The 18,357-nt window shown below is 53.0% G+C and carries 17 protein-coding genes and 4 pseudogenes; 16 read left to right on the forward strand and 5 right to left on the reverse strand.

The window, feature by feature from the left end:
- Positions 1 to 51 precede the first annotated feature (51 nt).
- The 6 genes from AAG834_RS01860 to AAG834_RS01885 all read left to right on the forward strand — a co-directional run bounded on the left by AAG834_RS01860 (position 52) and on the right by AAG834_RS01885 (position 3,281).
- Entirely contained in the window at positions 52 to 942 is an 891-nt protein-coding gene (locus AAG834_RS01860; protein WP_342031075.1) for a cell division protein, read from the forward strand.
- A 172-nt stretch (positions 943 to 1,114) separates the two neighbouring features.
- The gene (locus tag AAG834_RS01865; RefSeq protein WP_342031076.1) at positions 1,115 to 1,375 is read left to right on the forward strand and encodes a hypothetical protein; all 261 of its coding nucleotides are present in this window, start codon (positions 1,115 to 1,117) and stop codon (positions 1,373 to 1,375) included.
- Positions 1,376 to 1,593: 218 nt separating this feature from the next.
- Positions 1,594 to 1,719, forward strand: coding sequence for a hypothetical protein (locus tag AAG834_RS01870; protein WP_283118703.1), 126 nt, complete (start codon positions 1,594 to 1,596; stop codon positions 1,717 to 1,719).
- 83 nt (positions 1,720 to 1,802) lie between these two features.
- Positions 1,803 to 2,036: an RNA-binding S4 domain-containing protein gene (locus AAG834_RS01875; protein WP_002221492.1), complete on the forward strand. Its 234-nt coding sequence runs from the start codon at positions 1,803 to 1,805 to the stop codon at positions 2,034 to 2,036.
- Positions 2,014 to 2,232 (forward strand): hypothetical protein, encoded by a 219-nt coding sequence (locus AAG834_RS01880; protein WP_342031077.1) that lies wholly within the window; start codon positions 2,014 to 2,016, stop codon positions 2,230 to 2,232. Before AAG834_RS01875 ends, AAG834_RS01880 begins: the two co-directional genes overlap by 23 nt.
- Positions 2,233 to 2,444: 212 nt before the next feature.
- Positions 2,445 to 3,281 (forward strand): PHP domain-containing protein, encoded by an 837-nt coding sequence (locus AAG834_RS01885; RefSeq protein ID WP_342031078.1) that lies wholly within the window; start codon positions 2,445 to 2,447, stop codon positions 3,279 to 3,281.
- A gap of 200 nt (positions 3,282 to 3,481) precedes the next feature.
- Here the strand turns inward: AAG834_RS01885 and AAG834_RS01890 are convergent, their stop codons facing one another.
- Entirely contained in the window at positions 3,482 to 5,056 is a 1,575-nt protein-coding gene (locus tag AAG834_RS01890) for an inorganic phosphate transporter (RefSeq protein ID WP_342031079.1), read from the reverse strand.
- 159 nt (positions 5,057 to 5,215) lie between these two features.
- Between AAG834_RS01890 and AAG834_RS01895 the strand changes: the two genes are divergently transcribed.
- Positions 5,216 to 6,316, forward strand: coding sequence for an anhydro-N-acetylmuramic acid kinase (locus AAG834_RS01895; RefSeq protein WP_342031080.1), 1,101 nt, complete (start codon positions 5,216 to 5,218; stop codon positions 6,314 to 6,316).
- A 319-nt stretch (positions 6,317 to 6,635) separates the two neighbouring features.
- Here the strand turns inward: AAG834_RS01895 and AAG834_RS01900 are convergent, their stop codons facing one another.
- The gene (locus AAG834_RS01900; RefSeq protein ID WP_342031081.1) at positions 6,636 to 7,436 is read right to left on the reverse strand and encodes a factor H-binding protein; all 801 of its coding nucleotides are present in this window, start codon (positions 7,434 to 7,436) and stop codon (positions 6,636 to 6,638) included.
- Positions 7,437 to 7,776: 340 nt separating this feature from the next.
- Between AAG834_RS01900 and dnaE the strand changes: the two genes are divergently transcribed.
- Positions 7,777 to 11,211 (forward strand): DNA polymerase III subunit alpha, encoded by a 3,435-nt coding sequence (gene dnaE, locus AAG834_RS01905; protein WP_342031082.1) that lies wholly within the window; start codon positions 7,777 to 7,779, stop codon positions 11,209 to 11,211.
- 166 nt (positions 11,212 to 11,377) lie between these two features.
- Positions 11,378 to 11,923 carry a cytosine permease gene (locus AAG834_RS01910; protein WP_342031083.1) on the forward strand — a complete coding sequence of 182 codons (546 nt, stop codon included), beginning with the start codon at positions 11,378 to 11,380 and terminating at the stop codon, positions 11,921 to 11,923.
- 102 nt (positions 11,924 to 12,025) lie between these two features.
- Here the strand turns inward: AAG834_RS01910 and AAG834_RS01915 are convergent, their stop codons facing one another.
- Entirely contained in the window at positions 12,026 to 12,736 is a 711-nt protein-coding gene (locus tag AAG834_RS01915; RefSeq protein WP_342031084.1) for an SAM-dependent methyltransferase, read from the reverse strand.
- 59 nt (positions 12,737 to 12,795) lie between these two features.
- A complete protein-coding gene (locus AAG834_RS01920; protein ID WP_342031085.1) occupies positions 12,796 to 13,386 on the reverse strand; it encodes a Maf family protein in 591 nt (196 codons plus the stop codon).
- A gap of 54 nt (positions 13,387 to 13,440) precedes the next feature.
- Between AAG834_RS01920 and AAG834_RS01925 the strand changes: the two genes are divergently transcribed.
- From AAG834_RS01925 to AAG834_RS01955, 7 genes and pseudogenes are all read left to right on the forward strand, one after another.
- Positions 13,441 to 13,941, forward strand: a complete 501-nt coding sequence (locus tag AAG834_RS01925) for a YceD family protein (RefSeq protein WP_342031086.1) — start codon at positions 13,441 to 13,443, stop codon at positions 13,939 to 13,941.
- Between the two features lie 34 nt (positions 13,942 to 13,975).
- On the forward strand, positions 13,976 to 14,155 hold the full coding sequence (gene rpmF, locus AAG834_RS01930) for a 50S ribosomal protein L32 (RefSeq protein ID WP_003744026.1): 180 nt from the start codon (positions 13,976 to 13,978) through the stop codon (positions 14,153 to 14,155).
- A gap of 162 nt (positions 14,156 to 14,317) precedes the next feature.
- Positions 14,318 to 14,845 carry a phosphoribosyltransferase gene (locus tag AAG834_RS01935; protein ID WP_070514102.1) on the forward strand — a complete coding sequence of 176 codons (528 nt, stop codon included), beginning with the start codon at positions 14,318 to 14,320 and terminating at the stop codon, positions 14,843 to 14,845.
- Between the two features lie 298 nt (positions 14,846 to 15,143).
- The gene (gene plsX, locus AAG834_RS01940; protein WP_342031093.1) at positions 15,144 to 16,217 is read left to right on the forward strand and encodes a phosphate acyltransferase PlsX; all 1,074 of its coding nucleotides are present in this window, start codon (positions 15,144 to 15,146) and stop codon (positions 16,215 to 16,217) included.
- 163 nt (positions 16,218 to 16,380) lie between these two features.
- Positions 16,381 to 16,971, forward strand: a pseudogene (locus AAG834_RS01945) (IS30 family transposase); the annotation flags it as partial.
- Between the two features lie 185 nt (positions 16,972 to 17,156).
- Positions 17,157 to 17,531, forward strand: a pseudogene (locus AAG834_RS01950) (IS30 family transposase); the annotation flags it as partial.
- Positions 17,532 to 17,613: 82 nt separating this feature from the next.
- Positions 17,614 to 17,727, forward strand: a pseudogene (locus tag AAG834_RS01955) (IS5/IS1182 family transposase); the annotation flags it as partial.
- A gap of 520 nt (positions 17,728 to 18,247) precedes the next feature.
- Here the strand turns inward: AAG834_RS01955 and AAG834_RS01960 are convergent.
- Positions 18,248 to 18,357 (reverse strand): annotated as a pseudogene (locus AAG834_RS01960) (IS30 family transposase); the annotation flags it as partial.

Below are 18,357 nucleotides of genomic sequence, written 5' to 3' on the forward strand. Positions count from 1 at the left end.
ATCGTCCGCACACCACAACGGCACCCGAACACAAAAAAAGGAAAACAACTCATGAAATGGCTTTTCGCCGCCCTCGTGGCACTCAACATCATCGTCTTTGGCGGCATGATTACGCACCGCCTCAACAACGCCAAATCCCCCTCCGCCACGCCCGTAGAAGGCGGCGCCCACGAACTTGCCCAACCCGAATCCCTGCGCCCGCAGCAAGCCCCCACGCCTGCCGACAACGCCCAACCCGACTGGCTGCAAACCGACGAAACTCAAGCCGACCTGCCCGAACCCGAATCCGAAGAAGCCATAGCCGAGCGTAAGAAAAAAGAAGAAGAGGAATTGGCGCGCCGCGAAAAAGAAAAAAAAGAACGTGAAGAAAAAGCACGCCGCGAAAAAGAAAAAGCCGCAGCGGCAGGAAACACCACCCCGACTACTGCAACCAACGAAAATCCCGCAGCCAAAAACGCAGCCGCCGCCCACCAATGCACGTCCAACGCCAGCGTTACTCTGGACGAAGACGACTACCACCGCATCAAAGGCCTGCTGACCCGTTGGCCGCACGCTGCCAGCCGCACCGTTGAAAAACGCGGCGCAGCAAAAGACCAAGCCGCCAAAACCTTCCGCGTCCTGCTGCCCGCCGACAGCGAAGCCATGAACCGCCTCGAAGCACTCGGCAACAAAGGCTTCAACGGCACGCTTTACAACGGCGAAATCAGCCTCGGCGTCATGAAAAGCCGCTCCTCCGCCCAAGTCCTCATCTCGCGCCTGTCCGCAGCAGGCTTCGGCGGCGCGCGCATCGTCGAACAAGACGACAAAGGCAACGCTTCCAACAGCACCCTCAGCGTCTCCCGCATGACCATTATCTTCATGTCGGTCGATGAAAAAGACGCACAGGAAATCCGCAACATCGTCGGACGCTACGGCAACCTGAATATGAAAACCTGCAAATAAAACCCAAAGGTCGTCTGAAAGTTTTCAGACGACCTTTTGCAAAGATGCAACAGATTAGGCAGCAGTCAAATCTCGTTTGGAAAGCCGAATAAGTTAACGTTGATATCGCTCCCGCCTTCACGCTGCGAAACCGCCGACAAACCCTTATCCGCACAAAGGTTCTTGAGAAACCATGAAACCCGCCCAAACCTCCCTACTGTTCGCCCTTCTGCTCGGACTGCTGCCGACAACATACGCCGAAGACTACGACGATAAAGCCTATCAAAACCTGATCACGCAATGCACGCGCAACCAGCTCGACAGTTGCGTCACACTCGGCATTTGGACCCGCGACTATCTGGAAAGCCCCGCCGATGCCTACCTGCCGCTGAAAAAAGCCTGCGACGGCAAAAACATGAAGGGCTGCAACGTATTGGCAAACCTCTATTTATAGTGGATTAAATTTAAATCAGGACAAGGCGACGAAGCCGCAGACAGTACATGATAGTACGACAAGGCGAGGCAACGCCGTACTGGTTTAAAGTTAATCCACTATAAACCCATACAGCGGCTTGGGCATGGAACTACCCCAAAGCCCTCGAACTCTACCGCAAAGCCTGCAAAGGCGGCTATGAAAACGCCTGCCGCAACGCCAAAGAAACCGAAGAGGAAATGCGCAATCAAACGGCGGAAGACCGCGCAGCCAAACGCCAAGAACGGCTGGAGGCATTGCAACGTTCCTGCATGGGCGAAAACGATGCCGCTTGCAGGGCCTTACAACGCGAATTGCAACGCTGATACAGAAGCCGCGGTCGTCTGAAACGGCTTTCAGACGACCTATGCTACAATTTCACGCATCCGAACCCATTACAGGAAAACTCATGGAAGCCACCGTCTATCTCGAAGACAACGAATACATCGCCTTATGCGACCTCTTGAAGCTCGCCGGACTTGCCGAAAGCGGCGGGCAGGCGAAAGCGTTTATCGCCGAAGGGCTGGTGTTGCGCAACGGCGAAACCGAAACCCGCAAAACCGCCAAAATACGCGGCGGCGAAGTCATCGAGTTTGACGGCGCGCGCTTGGAAATCGCCGATGGATACGACCCTGAAGAATAAAGCCGAAGCCCTCTTGGGCGAGCCGCTTTTAGACGAACCCGTCCGCCCCGAATCGTGGGAATGCTGCGGCAGCGACTGCGGCGACGTCTGCATCCAGACGGTTTATTGGACGAAAAAAGCCCGCTACGACGCGCAACAGCGGAAATTGAAAGAAGCGGGTTGGTCGGACGACGAAGAGAACGGAAAGGTCGTCTGAAAACGGTTCGGCTGGATGGCAACCGCGTTTTCAGACGACCTTTTACTTTTCAAAAGCCGTAGGTTGGATACTTGTATCCGACAAAGTTTTAATATGCGCAATTTGAAATATCGGATTCAATAATCCGAGCTACTGATTTTCAGACGACCTTTGTCAGATTCTGTTTTCAACATGACCGCCCCACCCTTCATTCACCACACACATAACGCCCCATGATAGACCTGCACTGCCATTCCACCGTTTCCGACGGTATGCTCTCCCCCGCCGAAGTCGTGCGCCTCGCGCATCAAAACGGCTGCACGCTGCTGGCGCTGACCGACCACGACCACACCGGTGGCATCGCCGAAGCGCGCGCCGAAGCCGACAAGCTCAGGCTGCGTTTCGTCAACGGCGTGGAAATCTCCGTAACTTGGCGCGGGCGCACCATACACGTTGTCGGTTTGGATTTCGACGAACAGGACGAAAACCTGCAAAACCTGTTGGCACAAGTACGGCAAGGTCGTCTGAAACGCCTTGAAGCCATCGCTGCCAAGCTCGAAAAGAAAGGCATCGGCGGCGCATACGACGGCGCGCTCGCGCTGGCGGCAAACAAAGAAATGGTCAGCCGCACCCACATCGCCGAGTTCCTCATCCAAGCGGGACACGTCAAAAACAAGCAGCAGGCGTTCACCAAATACTTGGGCGACGGCAAATCCTGCGCCGTCCGGCACGAATGGACGACGCTGGAAGACTGCGTCTCCGCCGTCAACGGCGCGGGCGGCATGGCAGTCATCGCCCACCCCATGCGCTACGATTTATCCGCCACCGCCAAGCGCAATCTGTTTGAAGAATTTAAAAACCTCGGCGGCGTAGGCATCGAAGTCCACAGCGGCAACTGCTGCAAAAACGACCGCCTCAACTACGCGCTTTTGGCAGAACGCTTCGGTATGCTCGCCAGCGCGGGCAGCGATTTCCACCGCTTAAACGACTTCAGCGGCGGCATCCTCGGCGCGTGTCCCGAACTGCCGGACAACTGCAAACCGGTTTGGGAACATTTCAAAAAGGTTTGAGCCGACAAACTTCAAGAAAATATCTAAAAATTGCGTCCCATCATCCTTCTTGCTGCTCAAGTGGCAACGTCCTACGTTCCAAACCCATTCACAACCAAGCATCTTATCTTACCTCTCTTTTATCTTGATTTCGCCATAAAAAAGGTCGTCTGAAAGCGGAAACAGTGCTTTCAGACGACCTTTTGTGTAGCAATCAGATATTAGAACAGGGCTTGCAGAATTAAGTAGCAGGTCACGGACAAGATGGCGGCGGCAGGCAGGGTAATGACCCATGCCAAGCCGATGGGTTTCATCAGCTTCCAGTTGGCGTTGCGGTTGACCAAACCAATACCGAGTACCGCGCCGACCAAAATATGGGTACTGGATACGGGCAGCCCCATAAAGGAGGCGGCCATCACGACGGCAGCGGCGGAAAGTTCGGCGGTAAAGCCCGAAGCGGGGTGCATTTCCGCCAAGCTGCTGCCGACGGTCTTAATCACTTCTTTACCGACAAACCACAAGCCGACAATCAAGGAGATACCGAATGTCAGCATGGCAATCGGCGGAACGGCGTTTTGAGAAGTAATGCTGTTGGTGCGCAATGCGTCCATGATGGCGGCAAACGGGCCGATGGCGTTGGCAATATCGTTTGCGCCGTGGCTGAAGGCGAAGCCGCAGGCGGTAAATACCTGCATCCATGAGAACATTTGAAAGGTGGATTTATCTAAATCTTTGCGCTTCAGGCTTTTGGCGAATACAAACGTACCCATCCACACTGCCGCGCCGATCATGAAGATGGTCAGGAAGCTGTTGACATTGCTCATGCCTAAGTGAAGGTTGTTTAACCCTTTGAAAATCAGCATGGCGGCAATCATCATCCCGCCGAAAGAGGCGATAAAGGGAACCCAAGAATGAAGGGCTTTATAGGAGTCGACGTTGTTTTTGCGGTTGTCCAAATCGTACAGGCCGCGGTAGTAGTCGCTTTTCAGATCGGCGGGATCAAAATCCGGCTCGTCGTAGATTTGCGCGTCGTGCGCCATTTTGGTGGCGTATTCGACTTTTTCGCTTTCGCTCAAGGCTTCAAAAAACAGGCGGTGCTGTTCTTTGTAAGCCTTTTTTTCTTGCTTGATGCCCTTGAGCGTGCCTTCCGCCCAAGCGTTGTAATCCAAGACGTTTTTCTTCACTCTGGAAAACAATAAATAGGAAACCGTACCGCCCAAAACGGGAGACAAAACCCAAGACAAGGCGATTTCGCCCAATTTGCTCCATTGAATCAGCTCGCCCGCATTCATATTGTTCATGACCGCCATACACACCGCGCTACCGACGATACCGCCGATAATGGCATGTGTGGTGGAAACAGGCAGACCTTTGCGCGAAGCAAACAAGAGCCACAATGCTGCCGCGAGCAGCGCGGACATCATGATAAAGACAAACTGCATGGGCTGAAGGTCGATGCCGTTCAGATCCACAATGCCTTTGCGTATGGTATCGGTCACTTCACCGCCCGCAATCACCGCGCCGCTGACCTCAAACACCGCCGCAATCAACAAGGCTTGGGGAATCGTCAGCGTACCGGAGCCGACGCTGGTACCGAAAGAATTGGCGATATCGTTACCGCCCACGTTAAACGCCATGAAAACGCCGAACATGGTCGCGATAATGAACAAGATAGAATGGTTGTAATGGGTATAGCCCAAGCCCCAGTAAATAAAATAGCCGACCATGCCCACCAGCATAGCGGCAAAGACAGCGTTAATCAGCTTCAAGTTGGCACTCATCTGAGTTTGAGCCATAGGATCAGCTTCCTTAAGAATTGCGGATGTGTTTCAGACTATTGTAACCTTTTTGCAATCTTTCTTGAAACATTTATTTACCTGCGCCGCGCCAAATACCTGACAAATCGCAAAACCGCGTTAAAATGTTTTTTTACGGCCTAATCCGAACCACAACCCATGAATACCCAACTTTATATCGGCATCATGTCCGGCACCAGCATGGACGGTGCAGATGCCGTGCTTATCCGTATGCAGTGCAATCAATGGCAGGGCGCGCTGGCTCATGCCTTTACCCCGTATTCAGACGACCTCCGTCAGGAGCTTCTGAACCTTCAAAATATCGGCGACAACGAATTGCACCGCAGCAATATCCTATCCCAGAACCTCAGCCGCCTTTACGCGCAAACCGTCCACACCCTCCTCTCAGAACAAAACCTGCCCGCCGAAGCCGTTACCGCCATCGGCTGCCACGGGCAAACCGTCCGCCACGCCCCCGAACACGGTTATAGCATCCAGCTTGCCGACCTTCCTCTACTGGCGGAACTGACCGGCATTTTTACCATCGGCGACTTCCGCAGCCGCGATTTGGCTTCGGGCGGACAAGGCGCGCCGCTGGTTCCCGCCTTCCATCAAGCCCTGTTCCAACATCCGCAGGAAACCCGCGTCGTCCTCAATATCGGCGGCATCTCCAACATCAGCGTCTTACCGCCGCAGCAAGCCGCTTTCGGCTTCGATACCGGCCCCGGTAATATGCTGATGGATGCGTGGATGCAGCACAACTGGCAGCAGTCATACGACCGCGACGGACAACGCGCCGCGCAAGGCACTATCCTGCCTGATTTGCTGGACAACCTGCTCGACCACCCCTATTTCAGACGACCCTATCCCAAAAGTACAGGCAGGGAGCTTTTCTCCTTAAACTGGCTTCAAGGTCGTCTGAAAGGCGGTGAAAAGCCCGAAGATGTTTTAAGAACCTTGGTTCGCTACACCGCGCAAACCATCCACACCGCCGTCGACACAGCCGCCCCCGACACGCGCAATCTCTATGTCTGCGGCGGCGGCATCCGCAATCCGGTTTTGATGCAGGATTTGGCGGACCTGTTCTCCCCCGCTGTCGGATTGAACAGCACCGCAGCGCTCCATCTCGATCCGCAATGGGTCGAAGCCGCCGCGTTCGCCTGGCTCGCCGCCTGTTGGATAAACCGAACGCCCAGCAGTCCGCACCATGCGACCGGTGCAGCCAAAGCCTGCATCTTGGGTGCAGGCCACTACGCCTGATATCCGGTTTCAGACGCCCCTTCCAAGACCGCCTGCCATAGCCGGATAATCCATCTGGATCCAAATATCCGCCCCATTAAAAAAGGTCGTCTGAAAAGCAGTAAACTGGGCTTGAAACCTAGTTGAACTGCGTTTTCAGACGACCTTATAGTGGATTAACTTTAAACCAGTACGGCGTTACCTCGCCTTAGCTCAAAGAGAACGATTCTCTAAGGTGCTGAAGCACCAAGTGAATCGGTTCCGTACTATCTGTACTGTCTGCGGCTTCGTCGCCTTGTCCTGATTTTTGTTAATCCACTATATTACACGTCTCTTTCAATTATTCTTTTTTACCGGCAAGTCCGATGTCTTTCTCTTTATCGCCGACTTTCACTTGCGCCTTACCGGCAATCTCTTCAGCCTTGCTGCCGAAAATGTTCAAACGGTAGCTGCCTTTGTCTTCATTATTGAGCGTCGCGCGTCCGTTTATTGCCGAACCTGCCCCTGCTGCGGCAATGTTGGCGGCAGCCAAGTCGACATTGTAATCGGGTGCCATGCCGCTGATTTTGCCCTGACCTTGTTTTTTCTCGAAATCAATGGTGTACGTCAGGCGGCCGCTATTGTCATCACCGTTAAACGCAATGCCGCGGTAGGTATAGCTGCCCAGTTGTGGCAGGTCTTTAAAGGCAACTTCCTTACCTTGCACTTCGCCGACTTTAAATTCATACGCTTGCAAGTCTTTCAGCTTGTTGCCGTCGGTAGGATCGGCTTTCTGCTTGATATATTTGGCAGCGACAACCGAATTGTCTTGCTTGTAAACCATAAAATCGCCGCTTTCCAAATCGATGACCTGTCCGTTGACATTGATTTTGCCGACGTAGTCATAATAGGAAATCTTGTCGCGCTTCAAAAAGGCAGTGTCCAAATTGTCGCCTTTTTTAAGCGTTTGTACCTTATTGTTGGCACTCAACTGCATCGTGCCGTTTTCAGGAACGCTCTCGAAAACAGTAATGTATTTCACGCCCTTAACCTTAGGATCAAAGCCTTTGCCTATCGCATCGGACAGCGCGGAAGAGGAGCTGCCGCAAGCGGCAAGCGTAGAAACCAAAGATGCGGCAAGAACCAAGCGGACGGCTTTCATAGTTTTCCTTTCGTTTAAAGTTGTTTGATAACATATTCATATTATAGTATTCATCGTTAGATGACGCATGATTTAAATCAATATTCATCATCACTATTTCAGCGATTTGCCTGCCTTTGCAGTTTATACCGTCGTCTTTTCATTTTTGTGAAGCCGTTTCACAGTCCCGCCCGATTGCCAAACAACCCGACACCATGATGCTGCCGACATCTGTCTCTACCGTTGAGGTCGTCTGAAAGCCCGCTTCGCTCCTTTTAGCGAAACTCGCTGCACTCGTTTTCAGACGACCTTTTTCCAACCCTGCTACAATACGCCTTTTATTGTTTACGCCGATTTTGCCATGACCGAGCCGACCTACATCCCGCTGCGCCTGCATACCGAGTTTTCGATTACCGACGGTATGGTGCGGATTAAAAAACTGATTGCCAAAGCGCAGGAATACGGTTTGCCTGCTTTGGGCATCAGCGATTTGATGAACGAATTCGGCTTGGTGAAATTCTATAAAGCCTGCCGTGGTGCAGGGATTAAGCCCATCGGCGCGGCAGACGTGTGGATAGGCAATCCGAATGCGCCCGACAAGCCCTTTCGCGCCATGCTGATTATCCGCAACGATGCGGGCTATCTGCGCTTGAGCGAGCTTTTGACGGAGGCCTATGTCGGCAAAGACCGCAATATCCATCATGCGGAACTCAATCCCGAATGGTTGGAAAACGGCGACAACAGCGGCTTGATTTGTTTGAGCGGCGCGCATTACGGCGAAGTGGGCGTGAATCTCTTGAACGGTAATGAAGACGCGGCGCGTGCGGCGGCGTTGAAGTATGCGGCTTGGTTTCCCGATGCGTTTTATCTGGAGCTGCAACGCCTGCCCGAACGTCCCGAATGGGAGGCTTGCGTTTCGGGCAGCGTGAAGCTGGCGGAGGAATTGGGTTTGCCGGTGGTGGCGACACATCCGACGCAGTTTATGAGCCGCGACGACTTCAACGCACACGAGGCGCGAGTGTGTATCGCGGGCGGCTGGGTGCTGACGGACAAGAAACGTCCGCGCGATTTCACGCCGAGCCAGTTTTTCATTCCGCCGGAAACGATGCTGGAGCGTTTCGCCGACTTGCCCGAAGCCTTGGAAAACACGGTGGAAATTGCCAAACGCTGCAATATCCATATCACGCTGGGCAAAAACTTCCTGCCCCTGTTCCCGACGCCCGACGGCCTGTCGCTCGACGATTATCTGGTGAAACTCTCCAATGAGGGTTTGCAGGAACGCATGGTTCAGCTTTATCCCGACGAGGCGGAGCGGGCGGCGAAAATGCCGGAATATCAGGAGCGGCTGGATTTTGAGCTGAACATCATCATCCAGATGAAATTCCCCGGCTATTTCCTTATCGTACAAGACTTTATCAACTGGGCGAAAACGCACGGCTGTCCGGTAGGGCCGGGACGCGGTTCAGGCGCGGGTTCGCTGGTGGCGTATTCGCTGAAAATTACCGACCTCGACCCGCTGAAATACGCGCTGCTGTTCGAACGTTTCTTAAACCCTGAACGCGTCTCCATGCCCGACTTCGACGTGGACTTTTGCCAAAGCAACCGCGGCCGCGTGATTGAGTACGTGCGCGACAAATACGGCGCGCAGGCGGTAAGCCAGATTGTGACCTTCGGCACGATGTCGTCCAAAGCGGTGATCCGCGACGTAGGGCGCGTGTTGGAGCTGCCGTTTACCCTGTGCGACAAACTGTCGAAGCTGATTCCGCTGGAAGCCAACAAACCTTTGGGTTTGGACGACGCGATGAAGGCGGAGCCGCAAATTCAGGAATTGATCGAAGCGGAAGAAGCGGACGAACTGATTACGCTGGCGAAAAAGCTGGAAGATTTGACGCGCGGTCTGGGTATGCACGCGGGCGGCGTGTTGATTGCGCCGGGCAAGATTTCCGATTACAGCCCCGTGTATCAGGCGGACGAATCCGCCTCGCCCGTATCGATGTACGACAAAGGCGACGTGGAAGACGTGGGTTTGGTGAAGTTCGACTTTTTGGGCCTGCGCAACCTGACCATTATCGAAATGGCACAGAACAACATCAAAAACACCACCGGCGATATTGTCGATGTCGGCAAAATCCCGCTCGACGACCAGGCCGCCTACAAAATCTTCCGCGACGCGAACACCACCGCCGTCTTCCAGTTCGAGTCGACCGGCATGAAAAAAATGCTGAAAACGGCGCACACCACCAAGTTTGAAGAACTCATCGCCTTCGTATCGCTCTACCGCCCCGGCCCGATGGACAACATCCCCGACTTCGTCGCGCGTATGAAGGGGCAGGAATTCCAATACATCCATCCGCTGCTCGAAGGCATCCTCGCACCGACCTACGGGATTATGGTGTATCAGGAACAAGTGATGCAGGCGGCGCAGATTATCGGCGGCTACTCGCTCGGCGGCGCGGATCTGCTGCGCCGCGCCATGGGTAAGAAAAAGCCCGAAGAAATGGTGAAACACCGCGAAATCTTCGCCGAAGGCGCGGCAAAGCAAAACATTTCGCGCGAAAAATCCGACGAAATCTTCAACTACATGGAAAAATTCGCCGGCTACGGTTTCAACAAATCCCACGCCGCCGCCTACGCCCTGATTTCCTACCAGACCGCATGGCTCAAGGCGCACTACCCCGCCGAATTTATGGCGGCAACCATGTCGTCTGAATTGGACAACACCGACCAGCTCAAACATTTCTACGACGACTGCCGCGTCAACGGCATCGAGTTCCTGCCGCCCGACATCAACGAATCCGACTACCGCTTCACGCCGTATCCGAACATGAAAATCCGCTACGCGCTCGGCGCGATTAAAGGCACGGGCGAAGCCGCCGTCGAATCCATCATCGCCGCGCGGCAAAGCGGCGGCAAGTTTACCGGCCTGTTGGACTTCTGCGAGCGCGTCGGCAAAGAACACATGAACCGCCGCACCCTCGAAGCCCTGATACGCGGCGGCGCGTTCGACAGCATCGAACCCAACCGCGCCATGCTCTTGGCAAACATCGACCTCGCCATGAACAACGCCGACCAAAAAGCCGCCAACGCCAATCAGGGCGGGCTCTTCGACATGATGGAAGACGCCATCGAACCGGTGCAGCTTATCGACGCGCCCATGTGGAGCGAATCGGAAAAACTCGCCGAAGAAAAAACCGTCATCGGCTTTTATCTGTCCGGCCACCCGTTCGGCCCGTATGCCCAAGAAGTCCGCCAAATCGCCCCGACCAAATTAGGCCGTCTGAAACCGCAAGACAGCGTGCGCCTCGCCGGATTCGTTACCGCCGTGCGCACCATGATGGGCAAGCGCGGCAAAATCGCCTTCGTCAGCCTCGAAGATTTGAGCGGGCAGATTGAAATCATGGTCAGCGGCCAGACGCTCGAAAACTGCGCCGACTACCTCAAATCCGACCAAGTGCTGATTATCGAATCCAAAGTCAGCCGCGACGACTACGGCGGCGGCGACGGGCTGCGCATCATGGCAAACCAAGTCATGACCCTGCAAATGGCGCGCGAACGCTACGCCCGCAGCCTCAGCCTCGCCCTTGCACCCGGCCACGACATCACGCGCCTCGCCGCCATCCTCACCGCCCACCGCCTGCCCGACACGTCGCACATTCCGCTGCAACTGTCGTACAGCAACGACAAAGCGTCAGGCAGGTTTCAAGTGCCGCCGAAATGGATGGTTACGCCGAGCTCCGCGTTATTCGACGAACTGGAAAAACTGCTCGGCAGCAGGGCAGTGCGCGTGAATTGGTAAGGCGCGGAGGTCGTCTGAAACGGCGACGGAAAGCCGCCAAACCGTAATGCTATAAAATACAAAGCCGTACCTTTATTTTCAGACGACCTTTGATAAACCATTCAAAGACGTCGTCTGAAAACGCAAAACAACACCACATTACAACCAAATCATCACTCACCACATCATGAACACATACCAAGAAGAACCCGACGGCTTCATCCTGTATGACGAAAGGCCCGATCCCTTCGACAACCGCCGCGCCAGCCGTACGCGCTTTGCGGCGGTAAACCTGCCCATTTTGCTGGGCATCAGCGCAGTATCCGCACTATTGCTGTGGATAACCCAATCATGCTTGGGGCAATGCGGCATCAACCGGCAGGTCGGCGGCGCAGTGCATGTCTTTGCCATCGCCCTCTACGGTCTGCTGCACTATCAAAGCACTTGGCTGGAAAAGCGGTGCAATGATGCCGGAAAGGGGCATTATCCGGCGATATGGATGTTCAGAATCAGCCTCGTACTTGCCGCCATCAGCCTGATATTGCCGGTATTTACATTGCCTATGGTCGCAGGCGGACTGCTTCAATTCGTCTACGGCATGATATTGCCGTCCAACCCATTGCCCAACCTGATGGGCTACCCCAAAACCAACTCGACAGCCCTGCAAATCTGCGCGCTTTTAGCGTGTATCACGGCGGTGCTGATGGCTCTCGGATTGCTGCATTGGTTTTAAGTATTCCCAAATAAAGCAAAGGTCGTCTGAAAACCTTGTATAGAAGGTTTCAAACGACCTTTTTCAGAATGGCGGGCGAATCCGACAACCCGCCCTAATTTCTTAGCCCGCGTGCAACACAAATATCGTCGGGCGTTTTTTCAAATTCGGCAGCGTTTTCATTTTCCGCCAAGCGGCAACGGTTTGGCTGATGATTTCCTGTGTCGGCAAAGTCAGGTCGGTTGCGGTGCAGAGGCGGGTTTCAGGGTGCAGAGTTTCCAGCGCGTCGGCAAACAGCGCGTCGTTGCGGTAAGGCGTTTCGATGAAAAGCTGGGTTTCGTTTTGCTGACGCGAACGCTGTTCCAAGCTCTTCAAAGCGGCAATACGCTCACTTTTCTCCGACGGCAGATAGCCTTTGAACGCGAAATTCTGCCCATTCGCTCCTGACGCCATCAGCGCCAGCAACAGGCTGGACGGGCCGACCAGCGGACGAACTTCATAGCCGTGTCGGTGCGCCAATGCCACCAGATTTGCACCCGGATCGGCAACTGCGGGACAACCCGCTTCGCTGAGAATGCCCATGCTGCGCCCTTCCTGCAAAGGTTTCAAAAGCTCGGGCAGGGTTTTTAGGTCGGTGTGTTCGTTTAAAGTTTGCAGGTTCAGCTCGCGGATGGGCGTCGTGATACCCAAATGTTTCAAATGGGCGCGGGCGGTTTTCTCGGCCTCAACCACGAAATCGGTCAAACCGGTAATCTGCGCCTGTTCGTGCGGCAGCAGGCAGGGCGTATCGGGTGCGCCCAAAGGAGTGGGAATCAGGTAAAGAATCGGGGACATGATGGTGTTTCCTATACGGAAGGTCGTCTGAAACCGTCAAACGGCTGTTTTCAGACGACCTAAATGACTTCTACGCCTTCGTTTTTTAAAAACTCGACCAGTTTGAAGATGGGCAAACCGATAAGCGCGTTCGGGTCGCTACTGTCTATACGCTCCAGCAACGCCGCGCCCAAGCCCTCGCTCTTCGCCGCACCCGCGCAGTAAACCGCGTCCGGTTCGCGCGCCAGATAACGCTCAATCTGCCCATCTGTCAGCGTGCGCATCACGACCGATGTGTTATCGACATGACGCTGAATACGGCCCGAAGCAGTATTCAAAAGCACGATTGCGCTGTAAAATTCAATCCTTCTGCCGCTCAAATCCCTGAGCATTTGTTGTGCATTTGCGACGTTCATCGGTTTGCCCAACTGGCGGTCATTGCACCACGCCACTTGGTCCGCGCCGATCACCAACGCAGCAGGAAATCGAGCCGCCAGCGAACGCGCCTTCCCTTCCGCCAAACGCAAGGCAGTATCTGCCGCGTTTTCACCCGCAGCAGGCGTTTCATCGAAATCAGGCGCGGCAGTTTGGAAATCAATACCCAAACGCTCAAGCTGCGCGCGGCGGAACACCGAACCCGAACCCAATATCAAAGGCAGTTTTGCACTCATATTTTGCTTAAAAATATTGACGTTAGACTGTCGAAATTATATCATACCCCGTTTATGTCAGACCCTAATTTGATTGACCCAGAAGTTTTCGCCTCCGAAAAGCAGAGCCTGCAAGGCAGCTTCATGCTTGAGGAATTGGACGAACGAGTCCGTTCGCACGATTATCCGGCCGACAAACAGACCAAAGTGTCGTTTACGCTGAACGGCGGACGCGACCGACTGCAGCGTTTGTTTCTCGATTTGAACGTCAAAGCCGATATGCCGCTGATTTGCCAACGATGTATCCGCCCCATGCCGTTTACGCTCGACGAAACCAGCCGCATTGTTTTGTTCGCCAATGAAGAGGACTTGGATGAAGCGATGCTTGCCGACGAAGAGTTGGAAGGCATGCCGATTGAGAAAGAACTCGATGTACGCGGGTTGGTGGAAGACCAAATCCTAATGTCGCTCCCCTTCTCCCCGCGCCACGAAAACTGCGACAATGCCGCGCTGGAACAAGTCAATCAGGACAAACCCAACCCTTTTGCTGTTTTAGCAGGTTTGAAAAGCAGTTAACCAGGACACAGTTTTATTTATCTAGGAGCTTGAAATGGCCGTTCAACAAAACAAAAAATCCCCTTCTAAACGCGGTATGCACCGCTCTCACGACGCTTTGACCGCGCCTTCTCTGTCTGTTGACAGCGTAACCGGCGAAGTACACCGCCCGCACCACATTTCCCCCAACGGTATGTACCGCGGCCGTAAAGTAGTGAAAGCCAAAGGCGAATAATCTTATTCGACTGACTGAAAAAGCCAGAATATTGCCATGCAATGCTGGCTTTTTTACATTACATACGAACTGCCCGACTTCATGCCTGAATCTATCTCAACACTCGGCACGAAACCCTTGCAGTTCAAACTGATATACCCCATCCACCAATCGGGAATCGCCATGAAACAGAAAATCTGGTACACCTACGACGATATCCACCGCGTGATCAAAGCGTTGGCGGAAAAAATCCAAAACTCCGGCGTCAAATACGATGCCATGATCGCCATCGGCGGCGGCGGCTTCATCCCCGCCCGAATGCTGCGCTGCTTTTTGGAAATCCCGATTTACGCCGTAACCACCGCCTATTACGACAGCGACAACGAAGGACAGGTAACGGAAGAAGTCAAAAAAGTCCAATGGCTCGACCCCGTTCCTGACGCGCTGAAAGGCAAGAACGTACTCGTAGTCGATGAAGTCGACGACAGCCGCGTAACCATGGAATTCTGCCTGACCGAGTTGCAAAAAGAAGATTTCGGCACCGTCGGCGTTGCCGTCCTGCACGAAAAAATCAAAGCCAAAGTCGGCAAAATCCCCGAAGGCATCCCCTACTTCAGCGGCCTTACCGTAGAAGACTGGTGGATCAACTACCCTTGGGACGCGCTCGACATCGACGAGCACAACCGCCTCGCCGCTGAAGGTAAAAAATAAGTCCGCAACGGAGAAGCCCGCCTTCTCCCGAAACGGCAACGGCGAAATCCGTACCATACCGATAAAACGAGATTTCGCCTCTTTTCAGTGCATCTTCATAAAACGTATTAGAATGTGGAACGCAACACTTCAATCCGAAGCACCCGACCACACACACACACATACACCCTATTTTCAGACGACCTCCATACCGCATATCGTCCAAAGGTCGTCTGAAACCGATTGTGAAGCCGAACAAACCCACAGAGGCAGCCGACACCGCCCCTCTTCCGCTTCACAGCACAAACCGGAGAACAACATGATTACATTGGCCGTAGATGCCATGGGCGGCGACTCAGGTCTCGCAGTTACCGTCCCCGGTGCCCTTGCCTTTTTGAAACAGCAGCAAGACGTACACCTCATTATGGTCGGCGACGAATCCGCCGTCCGCCAAGCCCTCTCCGCAGCCAACGCGCCGATGGATCGCATTACCGTGCTCCACGCCTCCGAAGTCGTCGGCATGGACGAAGCCCCGCAGCTTGCCCTGAAAAATAAAAAAGACTCCTCCATGCGCATTGCCATCAACCAAGTCAAAGAAGGCAACGCGCAAGCCGCCGTATCCGCCGGTAACACCGGCGCACTTATGGCAACCGCCCGCTTCGTCCTCAAAACCATTCCCGGCATCGACCGCCCCGCCATCGCCAAATTCCTACCATCCGACAGCGAACACCTGACCCTTGCACTCGATTTGGGCGCAAATGTTGATTGCACGCCCGAACAACTCGTACAGTTCGCCATCATCGGCAACGAACTCTTCCAAGCCCTCTACCCGCAAAAAGGCAGCCCGCGCGTCGGACTGCTTAACGTCGGCACCGAAGACATCAAAGGCACGGACACCGTCAAACAAACCTTCAAACTGCTCAAAAGCAGCAAACTGAATTTCATCGGCAACATCGAAAGCAACGGCGTCCTGTACGGCGAAGCCGACGTGATTGTCGCAGACGGCTTCGTCGGCAACATCATGCTCAAAACCATCGAAGGCGCGGTCAAATTCATGAGCGGAGCCATCCGTCAGGAATTCCAACGCAACCTGTTCAACAAAATGGCTGCCGTCGCCGCCCTCCCCGCCCTAAAAGGCTTGAAAAGCAAACTGGATCCCCGCAAATTCAACGGAGCGATTCTGCTCGGGCTGCGCGGCATCGTCATTAAAAGCCACGGCGGCACAGACGATATCGGCTTCAGCTATGCTTTAGAAGAAGCCTACCACGAAGCAAAATCCGCCAGCCTGTCCAAGATCGAGCAAGGCGTCGCCGAACAATTCGCCGCATTGGAAGCGATTAAAGCGGAGCAAGCCGCTCAAGAAGAACAGCAAGCCGAAGAAACCAAAGTTTAAGGTCTCTGCGCAAATCCTCTGAACGTGTTTGCCAGATAAATCAAAGGGTCGTCTGAAATCCGTTTTCAGACGACGGCGGATTCGCATTTGAAGTGCAACTTTCCATAACAGGAAAAGGCCAGTATGCGGTAGCATACGGCCTTTTCCTGCAAGAAAGATTGCCATGAGCTACATACAACTGACCCAAGACGAACGATACCATATCCAATACCTGTCCCGCCACTGCACCGTCACTGAAATCGCCAAACAGCTCAACCGCCACAAAAGCACCATCAGCCGCGAAATCAAGCGGCACCATACCCAAGGGCAGCAATACAGCGCCGAAAAAGCCCAGCGGCAAAGCCGGACTATCAAACAGCGTAAGCGAAAGCCCTATAAGCTCGATTCGCAGCTGATTCAACACATCGACACCCTTATCCGCCGCAAACTCAGTCCCGAACAAGTATGCGCCTACTTGCGCAAACACCACGGGATCACGCTCCATCACAGCACCATTTACCGCTACCTCCGCCAAGACAAAAGCAACGGCGGCACTTTGTGGCAACATCTCAGAATATGCAGCAAACCCTACCGCAAACGCTACGGCAGCACATGGACCGGAGGCAAAGTGCCCAACCGCGTCGGCATAGAAAACCGACCCGCCATCGTCGACCAAAAAGCCCGCATCGGCGATTGGGAGGCCGACACCATCATCGGCAAGGATCAGAAAAGCGCATTACTGACCTTGGTCGAACGCGCTACCCGCTACACTATCATCTGAGACCTTTGCAAAAATAGTCTGGTAACGAAATTTGACGCATAAAAATGCGCCAAAAAATTTTCAATTGCCTAAAACCTTCCTAATATTGAGCAAAAAGTAGGAAAAATCAGAAAAGTTTTGCATTTTGAAAATGAGATTGAGCATAAAATTTTAGTAACCTATGTTATTGCAAAGGTCTCATCTGTAAATTGGATAACTTAAAAGCCGAAGACACTGCTTTGGCAGCCATTAGGGTATTAAAGGCACATAAAGCCAGAGTGCACACCATCACCATGGACAACGGTAAAGAATTTTACCAACACACCAAAATAGCCAAAGCATTGAAAGCGGAGACTTATTTTTGCCGCCCCTACCATTCTTGGGAGAAAGGGCTGAATGAGAACACCAACGGACTCATCCGACAATATTTCCCCAAACAAACCGATTTCCGAAACATCAGTGATCGGGAGATACGCAGGGTTCAAGATGAGTTGAACCACCGGCCAAGAAAAACACTTGGCTACGAAACGCCAAGTGTTTTATTCTTGAATCTGTTCAAACCACTGATACACTAGTGTTGCACTTGAAATCCGAATCCAAGGACCTTTTGTCCATGAATGAAAAGGTGTCATCGGAAAAGGAGCTTTCGCCAGTTTGGCTTTTTATAGTGGATTAAATTTAAATCAGGACAAGGCGACGAAGCCGCAGACAGTACAAATAGTACGGCAAGGCGAGGCAACGCCGTACTGGTTTAAATTTAATCCACTATACAATGCTCAGTTTGACGGGGATTCCGTTTCGTTCTCCATACAAACACAAAACCCGCTGTCGAGATAGCGGGTTTTGTGTTTTTCGGTTTTGAGTATCTGATATAAATGGGAACGGTATTTCTCGTATATGCGCACTCCAGAGGTAATGAGACAAAAAGAAGAGGGGATAATCTGTCGTTTAATGGCTCGGAGCGGACGGCTTCCGAGTGGTTTTGATTATACGCTAATAGAAATAATTATCAATACTAAAAAGATAAGAAATTGTAAATTACGCCTAATGCGATGAAAAATAATAAGATTTAATGGCTGGGGTTGGTGGTGTTGAGAAGAAAATGAAATAAAAGTGGATAAATTGGGATTGGTTTGAAGCGTTGGAATGGGAATGTTGAGGCTATCAAGCATGTGGAGTATTAGACGAGGCTAGGCTGCATTGCTTTGATTAAACGTTGATTGGCTGTACATGTTTGACTTTGAATGATTCAAACTCAAAGGGTCCTTGGATTTGGATTTCAAGTGCAACACTAGTGTATCAGTGGTTTGAACAGATTCAAGAATAAAACACTTGGCGTTTCGTAGCCAAGTGTTTTTCTTGGCCGGTGGTTCAACTCATCTTGAACCCTGCGTATCTCCC

Origin of the sequence: Neisseria sp. Marseille-Q2251, assembly GCF_940793045.1 — a bacterium.
Taxonomy (GTDB): domain Bacteria; phylum Pseudomonadota; class Gammaproteobacteria; order Burkholderiales; family Neisseriaceae; genus Neisseria.

Coding starts and splice junctions, on each gene's coding strand:
- AAG834_RS01900 (WP_342031081.1), bottom strand. CDS start 7,436: ATGAAAGCCGTCCGCTTGGTTCTTGCCGCATCTTTGGTTTCTACGCTT.
- AAG834_RS01915 (WP_342031084.1), bottom strand. CDS start 12,736: ATGTCCCCGATTCTTTACCTGATTCCCACTCCTTTGGGCGCACCCGAT.
- dnaE (WP_342031082.1), top strand. CDS start 7,777: ATGACCGAGCCGACCTACATCCCGCTGCGCCTGCATACCGAGTTTTCG.
- AAG834_RS01890 (WP_342031079.1), bottom strand. CDS start 5,056: ATGGCTCAAACTCAGATGAGTGCCAACTTGAAGCTGATTAACGCTGTC.
- AAG834_RS01935 (WP_070514102.1), top strand. CDS start 14,318: ATGAAACAGAAAATCTGGTACACCTACGACGATATCCACCGCGTGATC.
- AAG834_RS01920 (WP_342031085.1), bottom strand. CDS start 13,386: ATGAGTGCAAAACTGCCTTTGATATTGGGTTCGGGTTCGGTGTTCCGC.
- AAG834_RS01895 (WP_342031080.1), top strand. CDS start 5,216: ATGAATACCCAACTTTATATCGGCATCATGTCCGGCACCAGCATGGAC.
- AAG834_RS01860 (WP_342031075.1), top strand. CDS start 52: ATGAAATGGCTTTTCGCCGCCCTCGTGGCACTCAACATCATCGTCTTT.
- AAG834_RS01870 (WP_283118703.1), top strand. CDS start 1,594: ATGCGCAATCAAACGGCGGAAGACCGCGCAGCCAAACGCCAAGAACGG.
- AAG834_RS01910 (WP_342031083.1), top strand. CDS start 11,378: ATGAACACATACCAAGAAGAACCCGACGGCTTCATCCTGTATGACGAA.
- rpmF (WP_003744026.1), top strand. CDS start 13,976: ATGGCCGTTCAACAAAACAAAAAATCCCCTTCTAAACGCGGTATGCAC.
- AAG834_RS01875 (WP_002221492.1), top strand. CDS start 1,803: ATGGAAGCCACCGTCTATCTCGAAGACAACGAATACATCGCCTTATGC.
- AAG834_RS01925 (WP_342031086.1), top strand. CDS start 13,441: ATGTCAGACCCTAATTTGATTGACCCAGAAGTTTTCGCCTCCGAAAAG.
- AAG834_RS01865 (WP_342031076.1), top strand. CDS start 1,115: ATGAAACCCGCCCAAACCTCCCTACTGTTCGCCCTTCTGCTCGGACTG.
- plsX (WP_342031093.1), top strand. CDS start 15,144: ATGATTACATTGGCCGTAGATGCCATGGGCGGCGACTCAGGTCTCGCA.
- AAG834_RS01880 (WP_342031077.1), top strand. CDS start 2,014: ATGGATACGACCCTGAAGAATAAAGCCGAAGCCCTCTTGGGCGAGCCG.
- AAG834_RS01885 (WP_342031078.1), top strand. CDS start 2,445: ATGATAGACCTGCACTGCCATTCCACCGTTTCCGACGGTATGCTCTCC.